This is a genomic window from Mesorhizobium opportunistum WSM2075, from assembly GCF_000176035.2.
GTDB lineage: Bacteria > Pseudomonadota > Alphaproteobacteria > Rhizobiales > Rhizobiaceae > Mesorhizobium > Mesorhizobium opportunistum.
This window is the reverse complement of sequence record NC_015675.1, coordinates 1,677,380-1,695,996: the sequence shown is the minus strand read 5'-3', so window position 1 is coordinate 1,695,996 and position 18,617 is coordinate 1,677,380. Positions and strand designations below refer to the sequence as shown.

Below are 18,617 nucleotides of genomic sequence, written 5' to 3'. Positions count from 1 at the left end.
GAGAATTCTATCGAAAGGACCATTGGATGGTCAGTCTCGGCGGTCTCGCCCGTAAGGTTTTCGGTTCCTCCAACGACCGTCGGGTCAAATCGACCCGGCCCCGCGTCGAGGCGATCAACGCCATGGAAAACGAGATGCGGGCTCTTTCCGACGCCGAGCTTGCCGGCCGCACGGCAAAGTTCCGCCAGGATATCGCCAATGGCGCCAGCCTTGACGACCTTCTGGTCCCGGCCTTCGCCACCGCCCGCGAAGCGGCGCGCCGCGTGCTCGGCATGCGCCCTTTCGACGTCCAGCTGATCGGCGGCATGGTGCTGCACAATGGCGGCATCGCCGAGATGCGCACCGGCGAGGGCAAGACGCTGGTCGCGACGCTGCCGGTCTACCTCAACGCACTCGCCGGCAATGGCGTCCATGTCGTTACCGTCAACGACTATCTCGCCACCCGTGACTCCGAATGGATGGGCCGGGTCTACAAATTCCTCGGCCTCTCGGTCGGCGTCATCGTCCACGGCCTGTCGGACGAAGAGCGCCGCGTCGCCTACGCGTCCGACGTCACCTATGCCACCAACAACGAACTCGGCTTCGACTATCTGCGCGACAACATGAAATACGAGCGCGCCCAGATGGTGCAGCGCGGTCACAATTACGCGATCGTCGACGAAGTCGATTCGATCCTGGTCGACGAGGCGCGCACGCCGCTGATCATTTCCGGTCCGCTCGAGGACCGTTCGGAAATGTACAACACCATCGACACCTTCATCATCCAGCTGCAGCCGCAGGATTATGAGATCGACGAGAAGCAGAAGACCTCGATCTTCACCGAGGAAGGCACCGAGAAGCTGGAGAACCTGCTGCGCGACGCCGACCTTTTGAAGGGCGAGTCGCTCTACGACGTCGAGAACGTCGCCATCGTCCACCACGTCAACAACGCGCTGAAGGCGCACCGCCTGTTCCAGCGTGACAAGGACTACATCGTGCGCAACGGCGAGATCGTCATCATCGACGAGTTCACCGGCCGCATGATGCCCGGCCGCCGCTATTCGGAAGGCCTGCACCAGGCGCTGGAAGCCAAGGAGCATGTGGCGATCCAGCCGGAGAACCAGACGCTGGCCTCAGTCACCTTCCAGAACTACTTCCGCCTCTACAAGAAGCTTTCCGGCATGACCGGCACGGCGCTGACCGAGGCCGAGGAATTCGGCAACATCTACGGCCTCGAAGTCACCGAGATCCCGACCAACCTGCCGGTCATCCGCATAGACGAGGACGACGAGGTCTACCGGACGGTCGAGGAGAAGTACAAGGCGATCGTCAAGGAGATCCGCGAGGCCAGTGCCAAGGGCCAGCCGACGCTGGTCGGCACGACCTCGATCGAGAAGTCCGAGCAGCTGGCCGAGCGCCTGCGCAAGGAAGGCTTCAAGGACTTCGAGGTGCTGAACGCCCGCCACCATGAGCGCGAGGCGGCCATCGTTGCCCAGGCCGGCAAGCCCGGCGCCATCACCATCGCCACCAACATGGCCGGCCGCGGCACCGACATCAAGCTCGGTGGCAATGCCGAGATGCGCATCGCCGAGGAACTGGGCGACATGCCTGAAGGCCCCGAGCGCGAGGCGCGGGAAAAAGAGATCAACGCCGATGTCGAGCGGCTGAAGGAGAAGGCGCTGGCCGCCGGCGGCCTTTACGTGCTGGCCACCGAACGCCATGAATCGCGCCGCATCGACAACCAGCTTCGTGGCCGCTCAGGCCGCCAGGGCGACCCCGGCCGCTCGAAATTCTTCCTGTCGCTGCAGGACGACCTGATGCGCATCTTCGGCTCCGAGCGCATGGATGGCATGCTGCAGAAGCTCGGCCTCAAGGAAGACGAGGCGATCATCCATCCCTGGATCAACAAGGCGCTGGAAAAGGCGCAGAAGAAGGTCGAGGCGCGCAACTTCGACATCCGCAAGAACTTGTTGAAGTATGACGACGTCTCCAACGACCAGCGCAAGGTCGTGTTCGAGCAGCGCATCGAATTGATGGACGGCGAAGGCCTCTCCGAAACCATCGCCGAGATGCGCGAAGGCGTCATCGACGAAATCGTCGCCAAGGCCATCCCCGAAAACGCCTATGCCGAGCAGTGGGATGTCGCCGGCCTGAAGGCAGAGGTCGCCGAATTCCTCAATCTCGACCTGCCGATCGAGGACTGGGCCAAGGAAGAAGGCATCGCCGAGGACGACATCCGCGAGCGCATCACCCAGGCCGCCGAGGCCGCCGCCAAGGAACGCGCCGAACGCTTCGGCCCGGAGGTGATGAACTATGTCGAGCGTTCGGTCGTGCTGCAGACGCTCGACCATCTGTGGCGCGAGCACATCGTCAACCTCGACCACCTTCGCTCCGTCGTCGGCTTCCGAGGCTACGCCCAGCGCGATCCGCTGCAGGAGTACAAGAGCGAGGCCTTCGAGCTGTTCCAGGCGATGCTGGGCAATCTGCGCCAGGCCGTCACCGCGCAGCTGATGCGCGTCGAACTGGTCCGCCAGGCCGCCGAAGCACCGCCTCCGGAAGCCCCCGACATGTTCGGCAGCCATATCGACGGCACCACCGGCGAGAATGATTTCGGCGACGGCGAGACCGCCCTCCTGGTGCGCCAGGAGCAAAACGCCATCGTCGCCCCCGAGGACCGTGACCCGAACAACCAGGCCACCTGGGGCAAGGTCGGCCGCAACGAAGCCTGCCCCTGCGGCTCGGGGAAGAAGTACAAGCATTGTCATGGAGCGTTTGTCTAAGGCTGCGCTTTCCTTCTCCCCGTTCCACGGGGAGAAGGTGCCCGAAGGGCGGATGAGGGGCAGCGCCACACGCAGTCCCCGTGAAGCCATTTCGTCCGGGGATAATTTCCCTCACCCTGCCCACATCAGCCCGATTCTGCGAAAGCTGGCGCTGCCCATCCGCCTGCCGGCACCTTCTCCTCACGAACGAGCGAAGGAAGCTCCCCGCCCACGTTTTCTTAATGTGTCTCCGCTACACCCAACCCTGAAAAAGAGGCGGAAAACGGAGAAAATTCGGGGTGCGCTTTTCCGCGGCCACGACTGCCGGGCGGTTCTTGCCGCAGCGCTTGGCGCTGCGCATGGGGCCGTTGCTCGACCGCATCGATGCCGTGCTGTTCACCGCCGACGAGCGCGGCGAAGCCGGCCGCATGTCGGTTATCGCCTTCTCCATTCGCATCGTCAGCGCCGTCATCGCCTTCGTCAGCCAGGTGCTGATGGCGCGCTGGATGGGCTCGTTCGAATACGGCATCTTCGTCCTCGTCTGGGTGACGATGGTCATCGTCGGCAACCTCGCCTGCCTCGGCTTCCACACCTCGGTCATCCGCTTCATCCCCGAATACCGCGAGCGCGGCCTGATGGATGAGCTGCGCGGCATCGTCGTCGCCAGCCGCCTGTTCGTGCTGATCGCCTCGACGATCATCGCCGGGCTCGGCGCGCTGGGCGTCTGGCTGGCCGCACCATGGATCGAGAACTACTACGTGATACCGTTCGTCCTGGGCGTCATCTGCCTGCCGATGATCGCGCTGTCGGACCTGCTGCAAGGGCTGGCGCGGGCCAATTCATGGGCGCTGTTCGCCCTGTCGCCGACCTACCTGATACGCCCCGTGCTGATCCTGCTGTTCATGGCGCTGATGCTTTTCGCCGGCTACGCGCCCGACGCCAAGACAGCGATCTTCGCCTCGATCGCCGCCACCTATGTCACCACGCTCGCCCAACTCATCGGCGTCACCCAGCGCATGGAGCGGAAGATCCCCGCTGGGCCGATGAAGGTGCATTTCGCGCAATGGTTCGTCGTCTCGCTGCCGATCTTCCTGGTCGAGAGCTTCTTCTTCCTGCTCACCAACGCCGATGTGCTGATGGTCGGCGCCTATATGGATCCCAATGACGTCGCCGTCTATTTCGCCACGGTCAAGACGCTGGCGCTGGTGCATTTCGTCTATTTCGCGGTCAAGGCCGGCGTCGCCCAGCGCTACGCGCAGTTCACCCATGGCGAGCCCGAAAAGCTTGCAGCCTTCGCCCGCGAGACGGTGTCGTGGACCTTCTGGCCCTCGCTGCTGATGGCGCTGCTGGTGCTGGCGCTGGGCGAACCGATGCTGGTGCTGTTCGGTCCCGAATTCACATCGGGCTATCCGCTCTTGTTCCTGCTCGTCTTCGGCGTCGTGGCGCGCGCCGCCGTCGGGCCTTGCGAGAGCCTGCTCACCATGAGCGGCAACCAGAACATCTGTGCCGCCGTCTATGCCATGACATTGGCCTTCAACATCGGCCTCAACGTCGTGCTCATCCCGCTCTTCGGCCTGTGGGGCGCGGCGATGGCCACCGCCTTCGCCATGATCTTCGAGGCCGGCGCGCTGTCTTTCACGGTCTGGCGCAAGCTCGGCATCGTCATGGCGATCTTCGTGCCAGTCAAAGGAGCCGCGTGATGGCCGCAGTCCCCCTGCTCGAGGAAACCAGTGGCGGTACGGCCGGCGCCATGGTGTCCGGCCTTGCCGGGCTGGCGCGCGACGCCGACCCTGCCCATATCGAAATCCTCGCCAACAACCGGCCCGAGCGCAAGCTCGCCATCTATCCGGCATCGGCCGGCTTCGACCTGGTCGAGGAACTGGATTATCTCTGCGCCCGCACGATCGAGCCGAACGTTTTCTTCAACCCGCGTTTCCTGGCTCCGGCCATGCCCCGGCTGGAGGATCGCGAGGTGCGGCTGGCGGTGATCCGCGACGGCGACGAATACCGCAACCGGCTGCGCCTCCTGGTGCCGTTCTCGGTGGAACGCCCGGTGGTGCCGCTTGGCGTTCCGGTCATGCGCACCTGGTCGAGCCCGTTCGGTCCGCTCGGCACGCCGCTGATCGACCGCGACGATCCGGTCGGCGTGGTCGAGGATTTCTTCGCGATGCTGTCGCGCCCGCACCTGAAGCTGCCGAAGGTCTTCGTCCTGCCCGACATCAGGCTCGACGGTCCGGTGGCGAGCCTGCTTGGCACCGTGGCCGAGACACGCGGCCTGATGCTGGTCACCACCGGCCAGACGCAGCGCCCCGCGCTGGAGAGCGAACTCGACGGCGACGACTATCTGAAGGCCTCGCTGCGCGCGCACCATTACCGCGAATTCCGCCGCCTGAAGCGGCGCCTCGGCGACCTCGGCAAGCTGGAGCATGTGGTGGCGCGCGGCCCCGAAGAGATCCGCCACGCCATCGAAAGCTTCCTGACGCTGGAAGCGTCCGGCTGGAAGGGCCGCGAGCGCACCGCCATGGCGATCGACCGTTTCCGCGCCGCCTTCGCGCGCGAGGCCGTGCATCGGCTCGCCGAGCAGGACATGTGCCGCATCCATTCGCTGACGCTCGACGGCCGCACCATCGCCTGCCTGATCGTCTTCGTCGAAGCCGGCGTCGCCTATACCTGGAAGACGGCCTATGACGAGACGTTGGCCGCCTATTCGCCGGGCACGCTGTTGATGATCGAAGTGACGAAGCAGCACCTCGACGATCCCAACATCATGATGACCGATTCCTGCGCCGTGCCGGACCATCCGGTGATGAGCCGGCTGTGGACCGAGCGCAAGCCGATCGGCACGCTGGTGATCGGACTGACGCCGGACGCCGACCGCCTGGCGCGCCAGGCCGCCTCGCAGCTGCATCTCTACCGTGAAACCCGCAACATGGCCCGCCTGCTGCGCAACCGCATGAAGAGCCTGCTGCGGCGTCGGTGATCCTCCTTCGCCAAGGCTACGGAGGACATCCCCGCGTCCATCGAGCTTCGAAGCTCCAAGAGGGTGGCTTGCCACCCGAAGCTCAAAGAGCGAAGGGTGGTGCCCCTAGCCGGGATCGAACCAGCACTCCTTGCGGAACTCGATTTTGAGTCGAGCGCGTCTACCAATTCCGCCATAGGGGCTCAGGCCGGACGGCCTGGATGGGCGCGGACTATACGGTCGGAGGCCTGTTCGTCAACTGGCCAAATCTCGGGATCGCCTGGATGCGACCAAACTGCGCCTTCCGATTTCGTGGGTGTGCTGCCATTGTGCAGCGCGGAAAATCTTTCTAGACAGGCGGCGTGTCAAAGCGATGCCCATCTGAACACGGATGGATGCCCTGCGCTTTGGGTCCTTGTTCTGTCCCGAAACCGATACGCACCTTGCGGGCGACATGCATTAGGAGTGCCGATGCTTCGTGGACTGTACGAATGGACCTTGTCCCTGGCGGCCCGCAAATCCGCCGAATGGTGGCTGGCCTTCATCGCTTTCGTCGAAAGTTCGGTGTTCTTCATCCCGGCGGACGTACTGTTCCTGCCCATGGCGTTGGCGCGGCCGGAACGCGCCTATCGCTATGCGCTGACCGCCACTGCCGCGTCCGTGCTGGGCGGCATCGCCGGCTGGCTGATCGGCTACTATGCCTACGACACGATAGCACGGCCGATCCTGGAGCACTTCGGCGGCATTGCCACGTTCGAGAAGTGGCAGTCGTCCGGGTACGGGCTGATGCTCGTGCTGCTCGTCACGTCCGGTGTTGCGCACCTGCCGCCGATCAAGGTGGTCACCATTCTGGCCGGGGCGCTTCACATCAATCTTGTGGTCTTCATCGTCTCGGCCATCTTGGCGCGAGGCGCTCGTTTCCTGCTGCTTGCCTGGCTGCTGCGCCGCTATGGCGAGCCGATCAGGGAGTTCATCGAGAAGCGCCTGGGATTGATCGTTGGCGCCGGCGCGGCTGCCCTGATTTTGCTCTATATATTGGTCAAATACGCGTTCTGATCCATGTCGCCCAAAACTGTGTAGTGGCTTTGGGACAACGGCACGGACAAGGAAATAGCCGGACGAATTCAGCGGACGAAAGACCCAATGACAGCCATCATGAATGCCGATACCGGACGCCAGCGGACGCGAACCGCCCTGTTTCTCGCTGTCGCCATGGCCGCCACCGTCGGCTCGGCGCTCGCCTTCCAGTACATCGGCGGCTACATCCCCTGCCATCTCTGCCTGGAGCAGCGCACCCCCTACTATATCGGCGTGCCGTTGATGGTGTTGGCGGTGATTGCATCGATGCTGCGCGCACCCGCATGGCTGACGCGCGGCCTGCTGGGCATCGGCGGCCTGCTGATGCTCTACGGCCTCTATCTCGGCGTCTACCACTCCGGCGTCGAATGGCAGTGGTGGGCGGGCCCGACCGACTGCACGGCGGGCGCTGGACCGGTCGACACCGGCGGCAAGGGCGTGCTCGACGCGCTCGACAAATTCGTGCCGCCCTCCTGCGACAAGGCCGCGCTGCGCATCCTGGGCCTGTCGCTGGCCGGCTGGAACGCCATCGCCAGCCTCGTCCTCGCGGCCGTCGCCTTCCGCGGCGCACTTTCCCGCGACTGAGCCTATTCGCGTGAGTGGCGCGACGCAGAGTTAGAGCGAAGATTCAGCAGGCTGAATTGCATGGCTCGGCTTTCGACGTCCGAGCAGGTCGACCCCCGCTCCGTCGCTGCTTCGCAGCGCCACCTTGTATCTACACGAGAGCGATTTCGTGGGATTGAAGCGATTGAGCCAAGGTCCGGGCGGCCGCCCGGACCTTGGCTTGGCGAAGTCGCCCGTACCACCTGAGGTTACAGCCGCGGGAGAGCTTGGGATCTTCGCCTTCGTCACGCACGACCGAACAGTCGCTTGGTTCCAACCGTACGCACAAGGCAGGTTACCGTGAACAAGATCATTTGTGGAGTTGATGTTTCGAAGGATTGGCTGGACGCGCATGTCTGGCCAGGCGGTGCGGCAGAGCGTTTCGCCAATGACGCGACGGGCATCGCAGCTCTTTGGCTGTTCTGCCGTGGCCACGGCGCAGCAATGGCGGTGATGGAGGCGTCGGGCGGCTATGAGAGGCTGGGGTTCATGCTTTTGTGGGCGCATGGCATGCCGTGCGGCGTGGTCAATGCCAAGAGCGTGCGTCGCTTCGCCGAGGCGATGGGTTATCTGGAAAAGACCGACCGGATCGACGCTGCTGTCATCGCCCATTACAGCGAAGTCAAGAAGACGGTCCCCACGCCACCGCCGAGCGCTGCCCAGCAGCGGCTCGCCGCACTGGTTGCGCGGCTTTGCCAGGTTGTCGGCGATGCGACCATCAACAAGCAGCGCAGAAGTGCCGCACGCGACGCCGAGACATGCGCCAGCATCGAGGCCATGCTGGCCTTCCTCAAGCGCGAGCAACGACGGCTGGAAGGCGAGATTGCCTCGATGATCGACGACGATCCGCTGTGGGCCAGGCTGGAGCGGGCCTTCCGTTCGCTCAAGGGGGTGGCCGGGCGCACCGTCGCCCGCCTGATGGCCGAACTGCCTGAGATCGGCCTCATCTCCAACAAAGCCATCGCTAAGCTGGCAGGCCTCGCCCCCATCGCAGATGACAGCGGCAGGCGGGCCGGCAACAGGCATGTGCGCGGCGGACGCGCCGGGCCGCGAGGCATCCTCTTCATCGTCGCGGCCATCGTGGCCAAGTTCGATCCCCATCTCAAAGCGTTCGCTCAGCGGTTGCAACAGGCCGGAAAGTCCAAAATGCTCATCCGCATCGCACTCGCCCGAAAACTCCTCGTCATCCTCAATGCAAAAGCACGCGATGCGCGAGCCGAGTTCGCAAATGCAACTTGACACCCCAGACAGTCGCTCTCCCCCGATCGACGGGGTAGAGGAAGGGCGCAAGCTTGTGTGCCGGGAGGCTCCCTTCCTCTCCCTCCGGAGGGGGAGAGGTGGCGCTGCGAAGCGACGGAGTGGGGAAGCCGGTCCTCAAACGCGACCCGCTGATAAGTGAGCGGCCAGCCTCCCGAATTCTCGAACGATCTCAGGGTTCCAATTCGACGTCCCAGTATAGATAATCCATCCAGCTTTCATGCAGATGGTTGGGCGGGAACAGGCGGCCGTTGTTGTGCAGATCATGCACCGTCGGCTGATAGGGCTTCTGCAGCGGCCACATCTTGGCCTGCGCCGGCATCATGCCGCCCTTCCTCAAATTGCAGGGCGAACAGGCGGCGACCACATTCTCCCATGTCGTCGCCCCGCCGCGATGGCGCGGGATGACGTGGTCGAAGGTCAGGTCGTCGGGCGTGCCGCAATATTGGCACTGGAAGCGGTCGCGCAGGAAGACGTTGAAGCGCGTGAACGCCGGATGCCTGGACGGCTTCACATAGGCCTTCAGGCTGACCACGCTCGGCAGCTTCATCGAGAAGGTCGGCGACGACACCGCGTGCTCGTATTCGGCAACGATGTTCACCCGGTCGAGGAACACCGCCTTGATGGCGTCCTGCCAGGACCAGAGCGACAATGGGTAATAGCTGAGCGGACGGTAATCCGCATTCAGCACCAGTGCTGGAAGCCCATCCGGAGATACGGCAACCGTCACGTGTTTACCTCCTTGGTTCTAGACCCGAACGGCGGGGATACTGTAAGCCTGACATGACAGGGATGTGAAGCGGATTGTCGCGTTGCCGAAGCGTCAAAAACGCATGATTTTTATGCTTTTTTGCAGATTCAGGCCGGCGGCGCGGCGTCCCGCCCCCTGGTTTCGCGATAATAGGACCAGAAAAGCCGCGATGCGACACCTCGCCACGGGCTCCATGATTCGGCCAATGCGATCAGTGCTTTCTCGGGTGGACGCGGGTCGATGCCGAGCGCATGACCGACCGCCGTTTGGAGCGCGACGTCACGCGCGGGGAAGATATCGGGGTGACCCGCGGCAAACAACAGATAGACTTCCGCCGTCCAGGGACCAATGCCGGGCACCGCCGTCATCGCCGTGATGGCCTCGACCGCGTCGAGCGAACAGAGGTGATGAAGGTCGAGGCCGTCGGCCACGGCCTGGGCAACCGCGATCAGGCCGCGCTGCTTGGGCCGTGACAAGCCGGCTTCGCGGAACATGTCCTCGCCGGCGGCCAAGATCGCCTGTGGCGTCAGCGGGTCGACAAGCCTGGTCAGCCGGCCGAAGATCGCGTCTGCACTGGCGCGCGACACCTGCTGCGAGACGATGATCGAGGCCAGGCTCCTGAAGCCAGGTTCGGAAAGCCTGAGCGGCACCTCGCCCGCCATGCCGCGCACCTTGTCCAGGCGCGGGTCGATCTCGCAAAGCGCATCGAGCCCGCGGGCGATGTCGTCGAGTGTGGCGATGCGTTGCATGGTATCCTTGTCCGCGAATGTGCCGCAAGGTAGCAACTGCCAAAACCGCCGCACAACCCGATTGCCGCTCGAGACATGACGCTCCTGACATTCCGCTTCGCGCCCAGCCCCAACGGCGAACTGCACCTTGGTCATGCCTATTCGGCGCTGCTCAACCAGAAGCTGGCAAAGGCGAATGACGGTCGCCTGCTGCTGCGCATCGAAGACATCGACACGACGCGTTGCACGCCGCAATTCGAGGCGGGCGTGCTGGCCGATCTGAAATGGCTGGGTCTCGGCTGGGAGGAGCCGGTGCGCCGCCAGTCCGGGCATTTTGCCGAGTACCGGACGATGCTCGACCGGCTGATGAGCGAGGAACTCGTCTATCCGGCTTTCATGAGCCGTGGCGAGATCCGCGCCTTCATCACCGACAGCGAAAAGCGCGGGCGCGACTGGCCGCGCGACCCTGACGGCGTGCCACTCTACCCCCCGGCCGACAAGGCGCTGCCGGCCAGGGAACGCAAGCGGCGGATCGCCGAAAATGCGCCCTTCGCCTGGCGGCTCGATGTCGACGCGGCCATGGCGCGTGTCGGCAGGGATCTCGCATGGACCGAATTCACCGACGAGACGCTGTCGGCGACGCGCGCGGTCGCCGCCCGCCCGCGGGACTGGGGCGATGTGATCGTGGGGCGCCGCGACATCCCCACCAGCTATCATCTTGCCGTCGTCATGGACGATGCCCTGCAAGGCGTCAGCCATGTCGTGCGCGGCCAGGACCTGTTTTCCGCGACAGGCGTGCAGCGCCTGCTCCAGGAGCTTCTTGGGCTACCGCAGCCCACCTATTTCCACCACCGGCTCATCCTCGGGCCGGATGGGCGAAAACTGTCGAAGAGCCTTGGAGACACTGGCCTTGCCAAGCTGCGCGATGCGGGCGCATCGCCTGATGATATCAGGCGAATGGTGGGGCTTTGACCTCTGGCTGGTTCGGAAAATCGCAATGCCCTTGAATTCCCGTGATGCATGGATCAATCGTTTCGTTTTGCGCGCCGGCTTGAACGGGATTAGAGCAGCGCCACGGTCAATTCTCACCAGCGTGGCGGTCTCCGGAAAAATGCACAGCATCAAGCGGTTCATCCCCGCCACCTTCGTCGTCTTGTGGGCGACCGGCTTCATCGGCGCCCGCTACGCCATGCCATGGGCCGAACCGTTCACCTTCCTTGCCGCACGGTTCGTGATAGCCGCGATCCTGCTGGCCATCCTGACGCTTGTGCTGGGCTCGAAACGAGCCACCCGCAAGCAGGCATTGCACGCCACCGGCGCCGGCGTGCTGATGCATGGCGTCTACCTCGGCGCCGTCTTCTGGGCCATCCACAGGGGCATGCCGGCCGGCTTTTCAGCCTTGATCGTCGGCCTGCAGCCGCTGATCACGGCCGTGCTTGCCGGCAAGTTCCTCGGCGAGGCCATCCTGCCGCGCCACTGGCTTGGCCTTGGCATCGGCTTGATCGGCATCGTTATCGTGCTGTGGCCCAAGCTCGGCGCGCTTGGTGGCGGGGTGACGGCGGCGACATTGATCGCCTCGCTGGTCTCGGTGCTCGGCATGAGCGCCGGCACCATCTGGCAGAAGCGTTTCGCTTCCGGCGGCGACCTTGTCGCAGCCACCATGTGGCAATATGTCGGCGGTGCTTGCCTGATGATCCTGGCCGCGCTCGCCTTCGAAACCCATACCGTTATCATCAATGGCGAACTGATCTTCGCCATGGCCTGGCTGGTGCTGGTGCTGTCGCTCGGCGCTATCTTTCTGCTGATGGTGATGATCCGCGACGGCGAGATGTCGAAAGTCGCCTCGCTGTTCTACCTGGTGCCGGCGGTGACGGCGATCATCGCCTGGGCACTTTTCGACGAGCAGCTCAACGCCCTGCAGATCGTCGGCATGGCGATCACGACCTTCGGCGTCGGCCTGGCAACGGCTCGGCAGGCGAAGGGAAGAACTGTGGAATTGAGGAATTGAGGAATTGAGGAATTGAGGAATTGAGGAATTGAGGAATTGAGGAATTGAGGAAAAATCGGCCATATCTGGCGCTGTCTACTTCTTCTCCAATTCTTCAGTTCCTCAATTCTCCAGTTCTTCCAATTCGGCCCCTCATCCCACCCGCGCACGTGCCTCCAGATAGCGGCTGATCGCGGCATTGAGCTCGCCACCGAGGATGAAGATCGCCGAGACGATGTAGAGGAAAACCACCGCGATCATGATCGAGGCGAGACCGGCATAGGTCGTCACATAGGACGAGAAATGGTCGAGATAGGTGGCGAATATGGTCGAGCCGATAAGCCATGCCGCGAGTGTGAAGATGATGCCGGGCACCAGCGAGACGAAGCGGCGCTTGCCGGCCGGCAGCCAGTAGTGGACGGCAAACAAGCCGCCGATGATGACGGCTGAGGCGATGACGTAGCGCCACAGCGTGATCGTGCCGGTATAGGGCTTGATCCACTCGAAATGGGCTTCCGCCAGCCGCGCCAGCAGCGGCGCGAACACCAGGAGCACGCTGATCGCCAGGAACCCGGCGGTGGCGATCAGCACGAAGAAGATGCTCTGCACCCGGCGATAGATGATGCCGCGCGTCTCCGTGACGCGGTAGGCCCGGTTGAGCGACGTGCGCAGCGCCTCGATGCCGTTCGACGCGAAATACGCCGCCAGCAGCACGCCGTAGGTCAACAGGTCGGTGCGCCTGACGGTCAGCACGTTCAGCACCTCATGCGCGATCGGCTTGGCGATCTGATCCGGCCAGGTGTCGAAGACCAGATGCACGGCCGTGTCGGCAAAGGCCTGGGCGCCGAGAAAGCTGCCCAGCGTGGTGGCGAAGATCAGGAACGGAAACAGCGCCATCAGCGAGGTGATCGCCAGATGGCTGGCCATCGCCCAGCCGTCATCGGTGTTGAAATGGCCGATCGCGTCGTAGAGCACGCGGCGCAGGGCGACAATATTCCGCAGCAAGAACGCGCGCTCCCTTCGATTGTCTCGACGCCGCGAATATGGGAAGTGAATGCGGCAAATGGCAACCCTTCGTCAAACCACGAATTCGCCCGCAACAGAGTTGCGCACCATCATCGTCACTGGTGCGTCGTCCGGCATAGGCGCTCATTGCGCACGCGCATTGAAGACCGAGGGCTGGCGGGTGTTCGCGACGGCGCGAAAACCCGAAGACATCGCCGCTCTCGAAACCGACGGCATCGAGGCCTTCCATCTCGACTACAGCGAACCGGACTCGATCGCCGCCCTGGTGACTTCAGTGCTCGAACGCACCGGCGGAAGGCTGGACGCGCTCTTCAACAACGGCGCCTACGCGCAGGCCGGCGCCGTCGAGGATCTGTCGGTGGCGGCCCTCAAGCAGCAGTTCGAGGTCAACTTCTTCGGCTGGCATGATCTGACCCGCCGTCTGGTACCGGTGATGCGCCGCCAGGGCCACGGCCGCATCGTCCATTGCTCGTCGATCCTTGGCCTGGTGCCGGTGCGCTTTCGCGGCGCCTATTCGGCATCGAAGCATGCGCTCGAGGCCCTGATGCTCTGCCAGGGCCAGGAACTGGAAGGCAGCGGCGTCCATGTTTCGCTGATCGAGCCGGGGCCGGTGAAATCGAAGATCGCCAGCAACGGGCTGCCCTGGTTCCTGAAAAACATCGACCTCGAGAATTCCGTGCATCGCGTGGACTACGCGGCACAGTTGGAGCGGCTGCGCGCCGGCGGCAGCCAGTCGGCGCTGAAACCCGGGCCGGAAGTGGTCTACAAGGTTCTACGCCATGCACTTCTGTCGCGGCGCCCGCGTCCGCACTATGTGGTAACAGTGCCGGCCAGGATCGGCGCGGCGCTCAAGCGCTTGCTGCCGGCATCGATGCTCTACCGCCTGATGGCCAAACGCGCCTAACCCGAAACAACTGGAACGCAATATGGCAACCGTCTTCAACATCCTCGCCATTCTGGTCATGGTCGCCGTGGCAATCGTGCTGGTTCGCGGCCTCATCAACATGATGCGCGGCGGTTCCGGCGTCACATCGAACAAGCTGATGCAGGCGCGCGTCATGCTGCAGGCCGTGGCGCTGTTGCTGATCCTGCTGGCGGTGTATTTCACCCGTAAATGACGTCGTTCGGGAGGCGATGTGGTCAAGCTCAACAAGATCTACACCCGCACCGGCGATGACGGCACAACGGGCCTCGGCACCGGCGAAAGGCGGCTGAAATCCGATCTGCGGGTGGATGCCTACGGCACGGTCGACGAAGCCAATGCCTGCATTGGCATGGCGCGCGTGCACACGGCGCGGACCCACCCGGCGATCGATGCCATGCTTTCGCGCATCCAGAACGACTTCTTCGACCTCGGCGCCGACCTGGCGGTGCCCGACGACGGCAAGCCGCTCGGCTATGAGCCCTTGCGGATCACCGCCGCGCAGACCGACCGTGTCGAGAAGGATATCGACCTCCTCAACAAGGACCTGCAGCCGCTCAAATCCTTCGTGCTGAACGGCGGCACGCCGGCGGCGGCGGCCCTGCATCTCGCCCGTACGGTGGCGCGGCGGGCCGAGCGGCTGATGGTGGCGCTCGCCCAGGATCCGGCGGAACACGTCAATGGCGACGGGCTGAAATACATCAATCGCGTCTCGGATTTCCTGTTTGTCGCCGCCCGCGCGGTCAATGACAACGGAAATGCCGACGTGCTATGGGTTCCCGGCAAGAACCGCTGAACCGATCGAAAAGCGGAAGGGGACCAGACACGCATGTTCATCCCGCTTTACGACACCAACAGGCTGCGCCACATCCGGCTGCAATATGTGACGATCGGCCTGATCGTGGCCAACGCGCTGGTTTATTGCGCCACCGCACTCGGCGGCGAGAACTTCACCAACGCCGCCGTGCTCGGCCTCGGCTTCATCCCGTCCGTCGTCCACAACACGGCGGAACTCGATCCCCGCTTCATCGTCATCCCTGAAAGCCTGAGCTATCTCACCTACTCCTTCCTGCACGCCGACATCTTCCACCTCGGCGGCAACATGCTGTTCCTGTGGGTGTTCGGCGACAATGTCGAGGACGCGCTCGGCCATATCCGCTACCTGATCTTCTATCTCCTGTGCGCCATCGCAGGGGCCGCCTTCCAGGGGCTGGTCGCATGGGACTCCCAAGTGCCGCTGATCGGCGCGTCCGGCGCCATCGCCGGCGTGGTCGTCGCCTATCTCATCCTTTATCCCAGGGTGAAGGTCTGGGTGCTGGCCTTTGCCCGTATTCCCTTGCGTATTCCGGCCTTCATCCCGCTTGTCCTGTGGGTGCTATTCCAGATCGTCATGTTCGCCGCCGGTGGCGAGGACCAGGTTTCCTGGGCCTGCCACATCGGCGGCATCATCGCCGGAGCCGTGCTGGTGCTTGTCCTGCGCAGCCGTGGCGTGCCGCTGTTTGCAGGCGCCGACGAGGATATCCCGGCCGCCGCTCCCGAGCCGCCGCCGCTTGCGGCCCAGCCGGCAACGCCCGAGCCGCCCGCCGCGACGACGCGCTGGGGCCGGGGAAACCCTTCCGGCCCGAACTGAACCGATTTGAGCCGCTTGAGGCGTATTGACGTCAAGGATTGCCGCAACTACGGAAACGTCTCCGCCGCAGCCCAAGGCGGCTGAGGAGCAGCCTAGGGCGGGCAAAGAACAGAATTTCCATCCGGCCAGAATTCCGTCTGGCCGGAATTCAGTCAGGAATGTCGGCTTTCGACAACTCAGAAGGGGCGCAGGCTGTTATAGCGCGCCCAACTAGCGTGAAGAGGTGACAGGCAAATGAAGATCCTTGTGCCCGTGAAGCGGGTTGTGGATGCGAATGTGAAGGTTCGCGTGAAGGCTGACGGTTCGGCGGTCGAACTCGCCAACGTCAAGATGGCGATGAACCCGTTCGACGAGATCGCGGTCGAAGAGGCGATCCGGCTGAAGGAAGCCGGCAAGGCCGAAGAGATCATCGTCGTTTCTATCGGACCGCAGCAGGCGCAGGAAACCTTGCGCACCGCGCTCGCCATGGGCGCCGACCGCGCCATCCTGGTCAAGACCGACGAACAGACCGAGCCGCTCGGTGTCGCCAAGGTGCTGAAGGGCGTGGTCGAGGCCGAGCAGCCCGGACTGGTCATTCTCGGCAAGCAGGCGATCGACGACGACAGCAATCAGACCGGCCAGATGCTGGCCGCACTTCTGGGGTGGGCGCAGGGCACCTTCGCCTCCAAGGTCGTGCTCGACGGCGACAAGGCCAAGGTGACGCGCGAGGTCGACGGCGGCCTGCAGACGGTGGAACTGAAGATGCCGGCGATCGTCACCGCCGATCTTCGCCTCAACCAGCCGCGCTATGCTTCGCTGCCCAACATCATGAAGGCCAAGAAGAAGCCGCTCGACGAGAAGAGCCCGGCCGATTACGGCGCCGACGTCAAGCCGCGCCTCAAGGTCATCAAGACCGAGGAGCCCAGCGGCCGCAAGGCGGGCGTCAAGGTCAAGAGCGTCGCCGAACTGGTCGACAAGCTGAAGAACGAAGCCGGCGTGCTCTGAGATCGGAAGGAACAGATAATATGACCATTCTCCTCATCGCCGAACACGACAACGCCACCCTTTCCGACCAGACCGCCAAGGCCCTTTCGGCGGCCCTGCAGATCGGCTCGGACGTGCATGTGCTGGTGGCCGGCAAGGGCGCCAAGGGCGCCGCTGACGCCGCCGCCAAGCTCAAGGGCGTGAGCAAGGTGCTGCTCGCCGAGGCCGACGAACTCGCCGAGCGCCTCGCCGAGCCGACGGCGGCACTGGTCGTGTCGCTGGCTGGCAGCTACGACACCATCATCGCGCCGGCGACCTCGTCGGGCAAGAACGTCGCGCCGCGCGTGGCGGCGCTGCTCGATGTCGCGCAAGTGTCCGAGATCATCGAAGTGGTTTCGCCTGATACCTTCAAGCGCCCGATCTATGCCGGCAACGCCATCCAGACGGTGCAGTCGACCGACGCCAAGAAGGTCATCACCGTGCGCACGGCCTCCTTCCAGGCGGCGCCCGAAGGCGGCTCGGCAGCGGTCGAGACGGTGAAGGCCGCGGCCAACCCCGGTCTGTCCTCCTTTGTCGAAAACAAGCTGTCGGAGACCGACCGCCCGGAACTGACCTCGGCCAAGATCATCATCTCGGGGGGCCGTGCGCTCGGCTCCTCGGAGAAGTTCCAGGAGGTCATCCTGCCGGTCGCCGACAAGCTCGGTGCCGCCGTCGGTGCGTCCCGCGCCGCCGTCGACGCCGGCTATGCGCCGAACGACTGGCAGGTCGGCCAGACCGGCAAGGTCGTCGCCCCCGATCTCTATATCGCGGTCGGCATTTCCGGCGCCATCCAGCACCTTGCCGGCATGAAGGATTCCAAGGTCATCGTCGCCATCAACAAGGACGAGGAGGCGCCGATCTTCCAGGTTGCCGACTACGGTCTCGTCGGCGATCTCTTCGTCGTGCTGCCGGAGTTGCAGAAGGCGCTTTGACGCTCTCTGGCAAAGCGTATTAAATACCAGGGGTGGGGTAGACGAAGTCGCCCCGCCCTTTTAGTTTGCACCGCACAAAAAGCAGGCCACAAAGGCCTTTGGACGGGATCGGTGTAATGAGCAAGATCGAGACGATCGGCATCATCGGCGCAGGCCAGATGGGCGGCGGCATCGCCCATGTCTCCGCGCTGTCGGGCTATAAGGTGCTGATCTACGATATTTCGCCCGACCGCATCGAGAAGGGCATCGCCACCATCAGCGGCAACATGGCCCGCCAGGTGGGGTCCGGCAAGCTCGACGAGAAGCTGCGCAACCAGGCGATGGCGCGCATTGCGTCCGCACCGGCGATGGCCGATCTGGCCGGCGCCGACCTGGTGATCGAGGCGGCCACAGAGGACGAGACGGTCAAGCGCAAGATCTACGCCCAGCTCTGCCCGCAGCTCAATCCCGAAGCCATCCTGGCGACCAACACCTCGTCGATCTCGATCACGCGGCTCGCCGCGCAGACCGACAGGCCGGAACGCTTCATCGGCATACATTTCATGAATCCGGTCCCGCTGATGAAGCTGGTCGAACTGGTGCGCGGCATCGCCACCGAGGACCAGACGTTCGAGGCGGCGAAGACCTATGTGAAGCAGCTCGACAAGACGATCACAGTCTCGGAGGATTTCCCGGCCTTCATCGTCAACCGTATCCTGCTGCCGATGATCAATGAGGCCATCTACACGCTCTATGAAGGTGTCGGCTCGGTCGATGCCATCGACACCGCCATGCGGCTCGGCGCCAACCACCCGATGGGACCGCTGCAGCTGGCCGATTTCATTGGTCTCGACACCTGCCTGTCGATCATGCAGGTGCTGCATGACGGCCTGTCGGACTCGAAATATCGCCCCTGCCCGCTGCTGGTCAAATATGTCGAGGCCGGCTGGCTCGGCCGCAAGACCGGACGCGGCTTCTATGACTATCGCGGCGAGCACCCCGTTCCGACGCGCTGACGCAATTCCA

At 63.9% G+C, this 18,617-nt stretch carries 18 protein-coding genes and 1 tRNA gene; 15 read left to right on the top strand and 4 right to left on the bottom strand.

Going from position 1 to position 18,617, the window contains the following annotated elements; genetic code table 11:
• The first annotated feature begins 26 nt into the window (after positions 1–26).
• From secA to MESOP_RS08090, 3 genes are all read left to right on the top strand, one after another.
• The gene (secA, locus tag MESOP_RS08100; protein WP_013892850.1) at positions 27–2,759 is read left to right on the top strand and encodes a preprotein translocase subunit SecA; all 2,733 of its coding nucleotides are present in this window, start codon (positions 27–29) and stop codon (positions 2,757–2,759) included.
• Between the two features lie 278 nt (positions 2,760–3,037).
• The gene (locus MESOP_RS08095) at positions 3,038–4,438 is read left to right on the top strand and encodes a lipopolysaccharide biosynthesis protein (protein ID WP_013892849.1); all 1,401 of its coding nucleotides are present in this window, start codon (positions 3,038–3,040) and stop codon (positions 4,436–4,438) included.
• A complete protein-coding gene (locus MESOP_RS08090) occupies positions 4,438–5,718 on the top strand; it encodes a GNAT family N-acetyltransferase (RefSeq protein WP_013892848.1) in 1,281 nt (426 codons plus the stop codon). The genes MESOP_RS08095 and MESOP_RS08090 overlap by 1 nt, the downstream gene beginning before the upstream one ends.
• A gap of 97 nt (positions 5,719–5,815) precedes the next feature.
• Here the strand turns inward: MESOP_RS08090 and MESOP_RS08085 are convergent.
• Positions 5,816–5,900 (bottom strand) — tRNA-Leu (locus MESOP_RS08085).
• A gap of 268 nt (positions 5,901–6,168) precedes the next feature.
• Here MESOP_RS08085 and MESOP_RS08080 point away from each other — a divergent pair.
• From MESOP_RS08080 to MESOP_RS08070, 3 genes are all read left to right on the top strand, one after another.
• On the top strand, positions 6,169–6,753 hold the full coding sequence (locus MESOP_RS08080) for a YqaA family protein (protein ID WP_013892847.1): 585 nt from the start codon (positions 6,169–6,171) through the stop codon (positions 6,751–6,753).
• An 87-nt stretch (positions 6,754–6,840) separates the two neighbouring features.
• Entirely contained in the window at positions 6,841–7,359 is a 519-nt protein-coding gene (locus tag MESOP_RS08075) for a disulfide bond formation protein B (RefSeq protein ID WP_013892846.1), read from the top strand.
• Positions 7,360–7,677: 318 nt separating this feature from the next.
• The gene (locus MESOP_RS08070) at positions 7,678–8,616 is read left to right on the top strand and encodes an IS110 family RNA-guided transposase (protein WP_013892107.1); all 939 of its coding nucleotides are present in this window, start codon (positions 7,678–7,680) and stop codon (positions 8,614–8,616) included.
• Between the two features lie 190 nt (positions 8,617–8,806).
• Here the strand turns inward: MESOP_RS08070 and MESOP_RS08065 are convergent, their stop codons facing one another.
• Together MESOP_RS08065 and MESOP_RS08060 are read right to left on the bottom strand one after the other, a co-directional pair.
• Positions 8,807–9,364, bottom strand: a complete 558-nt coding sequence (locus MESOP_RS08065) for an HNH endonuclease (RefSeq protein ID WP_013892845.1) — start codon at positions 9,362–9,364, stop codon at positions 8,807–8,809.
• Positions 9,365–9,492: 128 nt separating this feature from the next.
• A complete protein-coding gene (locus MESOP_RS08060; RefSeq protein WP_013892844.1) occupies positions 9,493–10,134 on the bottom strand; it encodes a DNA-3-methyladenine glycosylase family protein in 642 nt (213 codons plus the stop codon).
• Positions 10,135–10,209: 75 nt separating this feature from the next.
• Here MESOP_RS08060 and gluQRS point away from each other — a divergent pair, with 75 nt between their 5' ends.
• Both gluQRS and MESOP_RS08050 read left to right on the top strand, forming a co-directional pair.
• Positions 10,210–11,085 carry a tRNA glutamyl-Q(34) synthetase GluQRS gene (gene gluQRS, locus MESOP_RS08055; RefSeq protein WP_013892843.1) on the top strand — a complete coding sequence of 292 codons (876 nt, stop codon included), beginning with the start codon at positions 10,210–10,212 and terminating at the stop codon, positions 11,083–11,085.
• A gap of 139 nt (positions 11,086–11,224) precedes the next feature.
• Complete coding sequence (locus MESOP_RS08050) at positions 11,225–12,121, top strand: DMT family transporter (RefSeq protein ID WP_041164033.1); 897 nt, start codon at positions 11,225–11,227, stop codon at positions 12,119–12,121.
• A gap of 132 nt (positions 12,122–12,253) precedes the next feature.
• Here the strand turns inward: MESOP_RS08050 and MESOP_RS08045 are convergent, their stop codons facing one another.
• Positions 12,254–13,105, bottom strand: a complete 852-nt coding sequence (locus MESOP_RS08045; RefSeq protein WP_013892841.1) for a YihY/virulence factor BrkB family protein — start codon at positions 13,103–13,105, stop codon at positions 12,254–12,256.
• A 58-nt stretch (positions 13,106–13,163) separates the two neighbouring features.
• On the opposite strand from MESOP_RS08045, the gene MESOP_RS08040 reads away from it, so the two are divergent.
• The 7 genes from MESOP_RS08040 to MESOP_RS08010 all read left to right on the top strand — a co-directional run bounded on the left by MESOP_RS08040 (position 13,164) and on the right by MESOP_RS08010 (position 18,607).
• Complete coding sequence (locus MESOP_RS08040) at positions 13,164–14,030, top strand: SDR family oxidoreductase (RefSeq protein ID WP_083833224.1); 867 nt, start codon at positions 13,164–13,166, stop codon at positions 14,028–14,030.
• 22 nt (positions 14,031–14,052) lie between these two features.
• Positions 14,053–14,244, top strand: coding sequence for a twin transmembrane helix small protein (locus MESOP_RS08035; RefSeq protein WP_013892839.1), 192 nt, complete (start codon positions 14,053–14,055; stop codon positions 14,242–14,244).
• Between the two features lie 18 nt (positions 14,245–14,262).
• Complete coding sequence (locus MESOP_RS08030; protein ID WP_013892838.1) at positions 14,263–14,844, top strand: cob(I)yrinic acid a,c-diamide adenosyltransferase; 582 nt, start codon at positions 14,263–14,265, stop codon at positions 14,842–14,844.
• A 33-nt stretch (positions 14,845–14,877) separates the two neighbouring features.
• Positions 14,878–15,678 (top strand): rhomboid family intramembrane serine protease, encoded by an 801-nt coding sequence (locus tag MESOP_RS08025; protein ID WP_013892837.1) that lies wholly within the window; start codon positions 14,878–14,880, stop codon positions 15,676–15,678.
• 234 nt (positions 15,679–15,912) lie between these two features.
• Positions 15,913–16,662, top strand: coding sequence for an electron transfer flavoprotein subunit beta/FixA family protein (locus tag MESOP_RS08020; protein WP_013892836.1), 750 nt, complete (start codon positions 15,913–15,915; stop codon positions 16,660–16,662).
• A 20-nt stretch (positions 16,663–16,682) separates the two neighbouring features.
• A complete protein-coding gene (locus MESOP_RS08015; protein ID WP_013892835.1) occupies positions 16,683–17,612 on the top strand; it encodes an electron transfer flavoprotein subunit alpha/FixB family protein in 930 nt (309 codons plus the stop codon).
• A gap of 116 nt (positions 17,613–17,728) precedes the next feature.
• The gene (locus tag MESOP_RS08010; RefSeq protein ID WP_013892834.1) at positions 17,729–18,607 is read left to right on the top strand and encodes a 3-hydroxybutyryl-CoA dehydrogenase; all 879 of its coding nucleotides are present in this window, start codon (positions 17,729–17,731) and stop codon (positions 18,605–18,607) included.
• The last annotated feature ends 10 nt before the right edge of the window (positions 18,608–18,617 follow it).

Bases quoted from the DNA above. Each gene is read 5' to 3' on its own strand.
- secA (WP_013892850.1), top strand. From the start codon at position 27: ATGGTCAGTCTCGGCGGTCTCGCCCGTAAGGTTTTCGGTTCCTCCAAC.
- MESOP_RS08090 (WP_013892848.1), top strand. From the start codon at position 4,438: ATGGCCGCAGTCCCCCTGCTCGAGGAAACCAGTGGCGGTACGGCCGGC.
- MESOP_RS08080 (WP_013892847.1), top strand. From the start codon at position 6,169: ATGCTTCGTGGACTGTACGAATGGACCTTGTCCCTGGCGGCCCGCAAA.
- MESOP_RS08075 (WP_013892846.1), top strand. From the start codon at position 6,841: ATGACAGCCATCATGAATGCCGATACCGGACGCCAGCGGACGCGAACC.
- MESOP_RS08060 (WP_013892844.1), bottom strand. From the start codon at position 10,134: ATGCAACGCATCGCCACACTCGACGACATCGCCCGCGGGCTCGATGCG.
- gluQRS (WP_013892843.1), top strand. From the start codon at position 10,210: ATGACGCTCCTGACATTCCGCTTCGCGCCCAGCCCCAACGGCGAACTG.
- MESOP_RS08050 (WP_041164033.1), top strand. From the start codon at position 11,225: ATGCACAGCATCAAGCGGTTCATCCCCGCCACCTTCGTCGTCTTGTGG.
- MESOP_RS08040 (WP_083833224.1), top strand. From the start codon at position 13,164: ATGGCAACCCTTCGTCAAACCACGAATTCGCCCGCAACAGAGTTGCGC.
- MESOP_RS08035 (WP_013892839.1), top strand. From the start codon at position 14,053: ATGGCAACCGTCTTCAACATCCTCGCCATTCTGGTCATGGTCGCCGTG.
- MESOP_RS08025 (WP_013892837.1), top strand. From the start codon at position 14,878: ATGTTCATCCCGCTTTACGACACCAACAGGCTGCGCCACATCCGGCTG.
- MESOP_RS08020 (WP_013892836.1), top strand. From the start codon at position 15,913: ATGAAGATCCTTGTGCCCGTGAAGCGGGTTGTGGATGCGAATGTGAAG.
- MESOP_RS08015 (WP_013892835.1), top strand. From the start codon at position 16,683: ATGACCATTCTCCTCATCGCCGAACACGACAACGCCACCCTTTCCGAC.
- MESOP_RS08010 (WP_013892834.1), top strand. From the start codon at position 17,729: ATGAGCAAGATCGAGACGATCGGCATCATCGGCGCAGGCCAGATGGGC.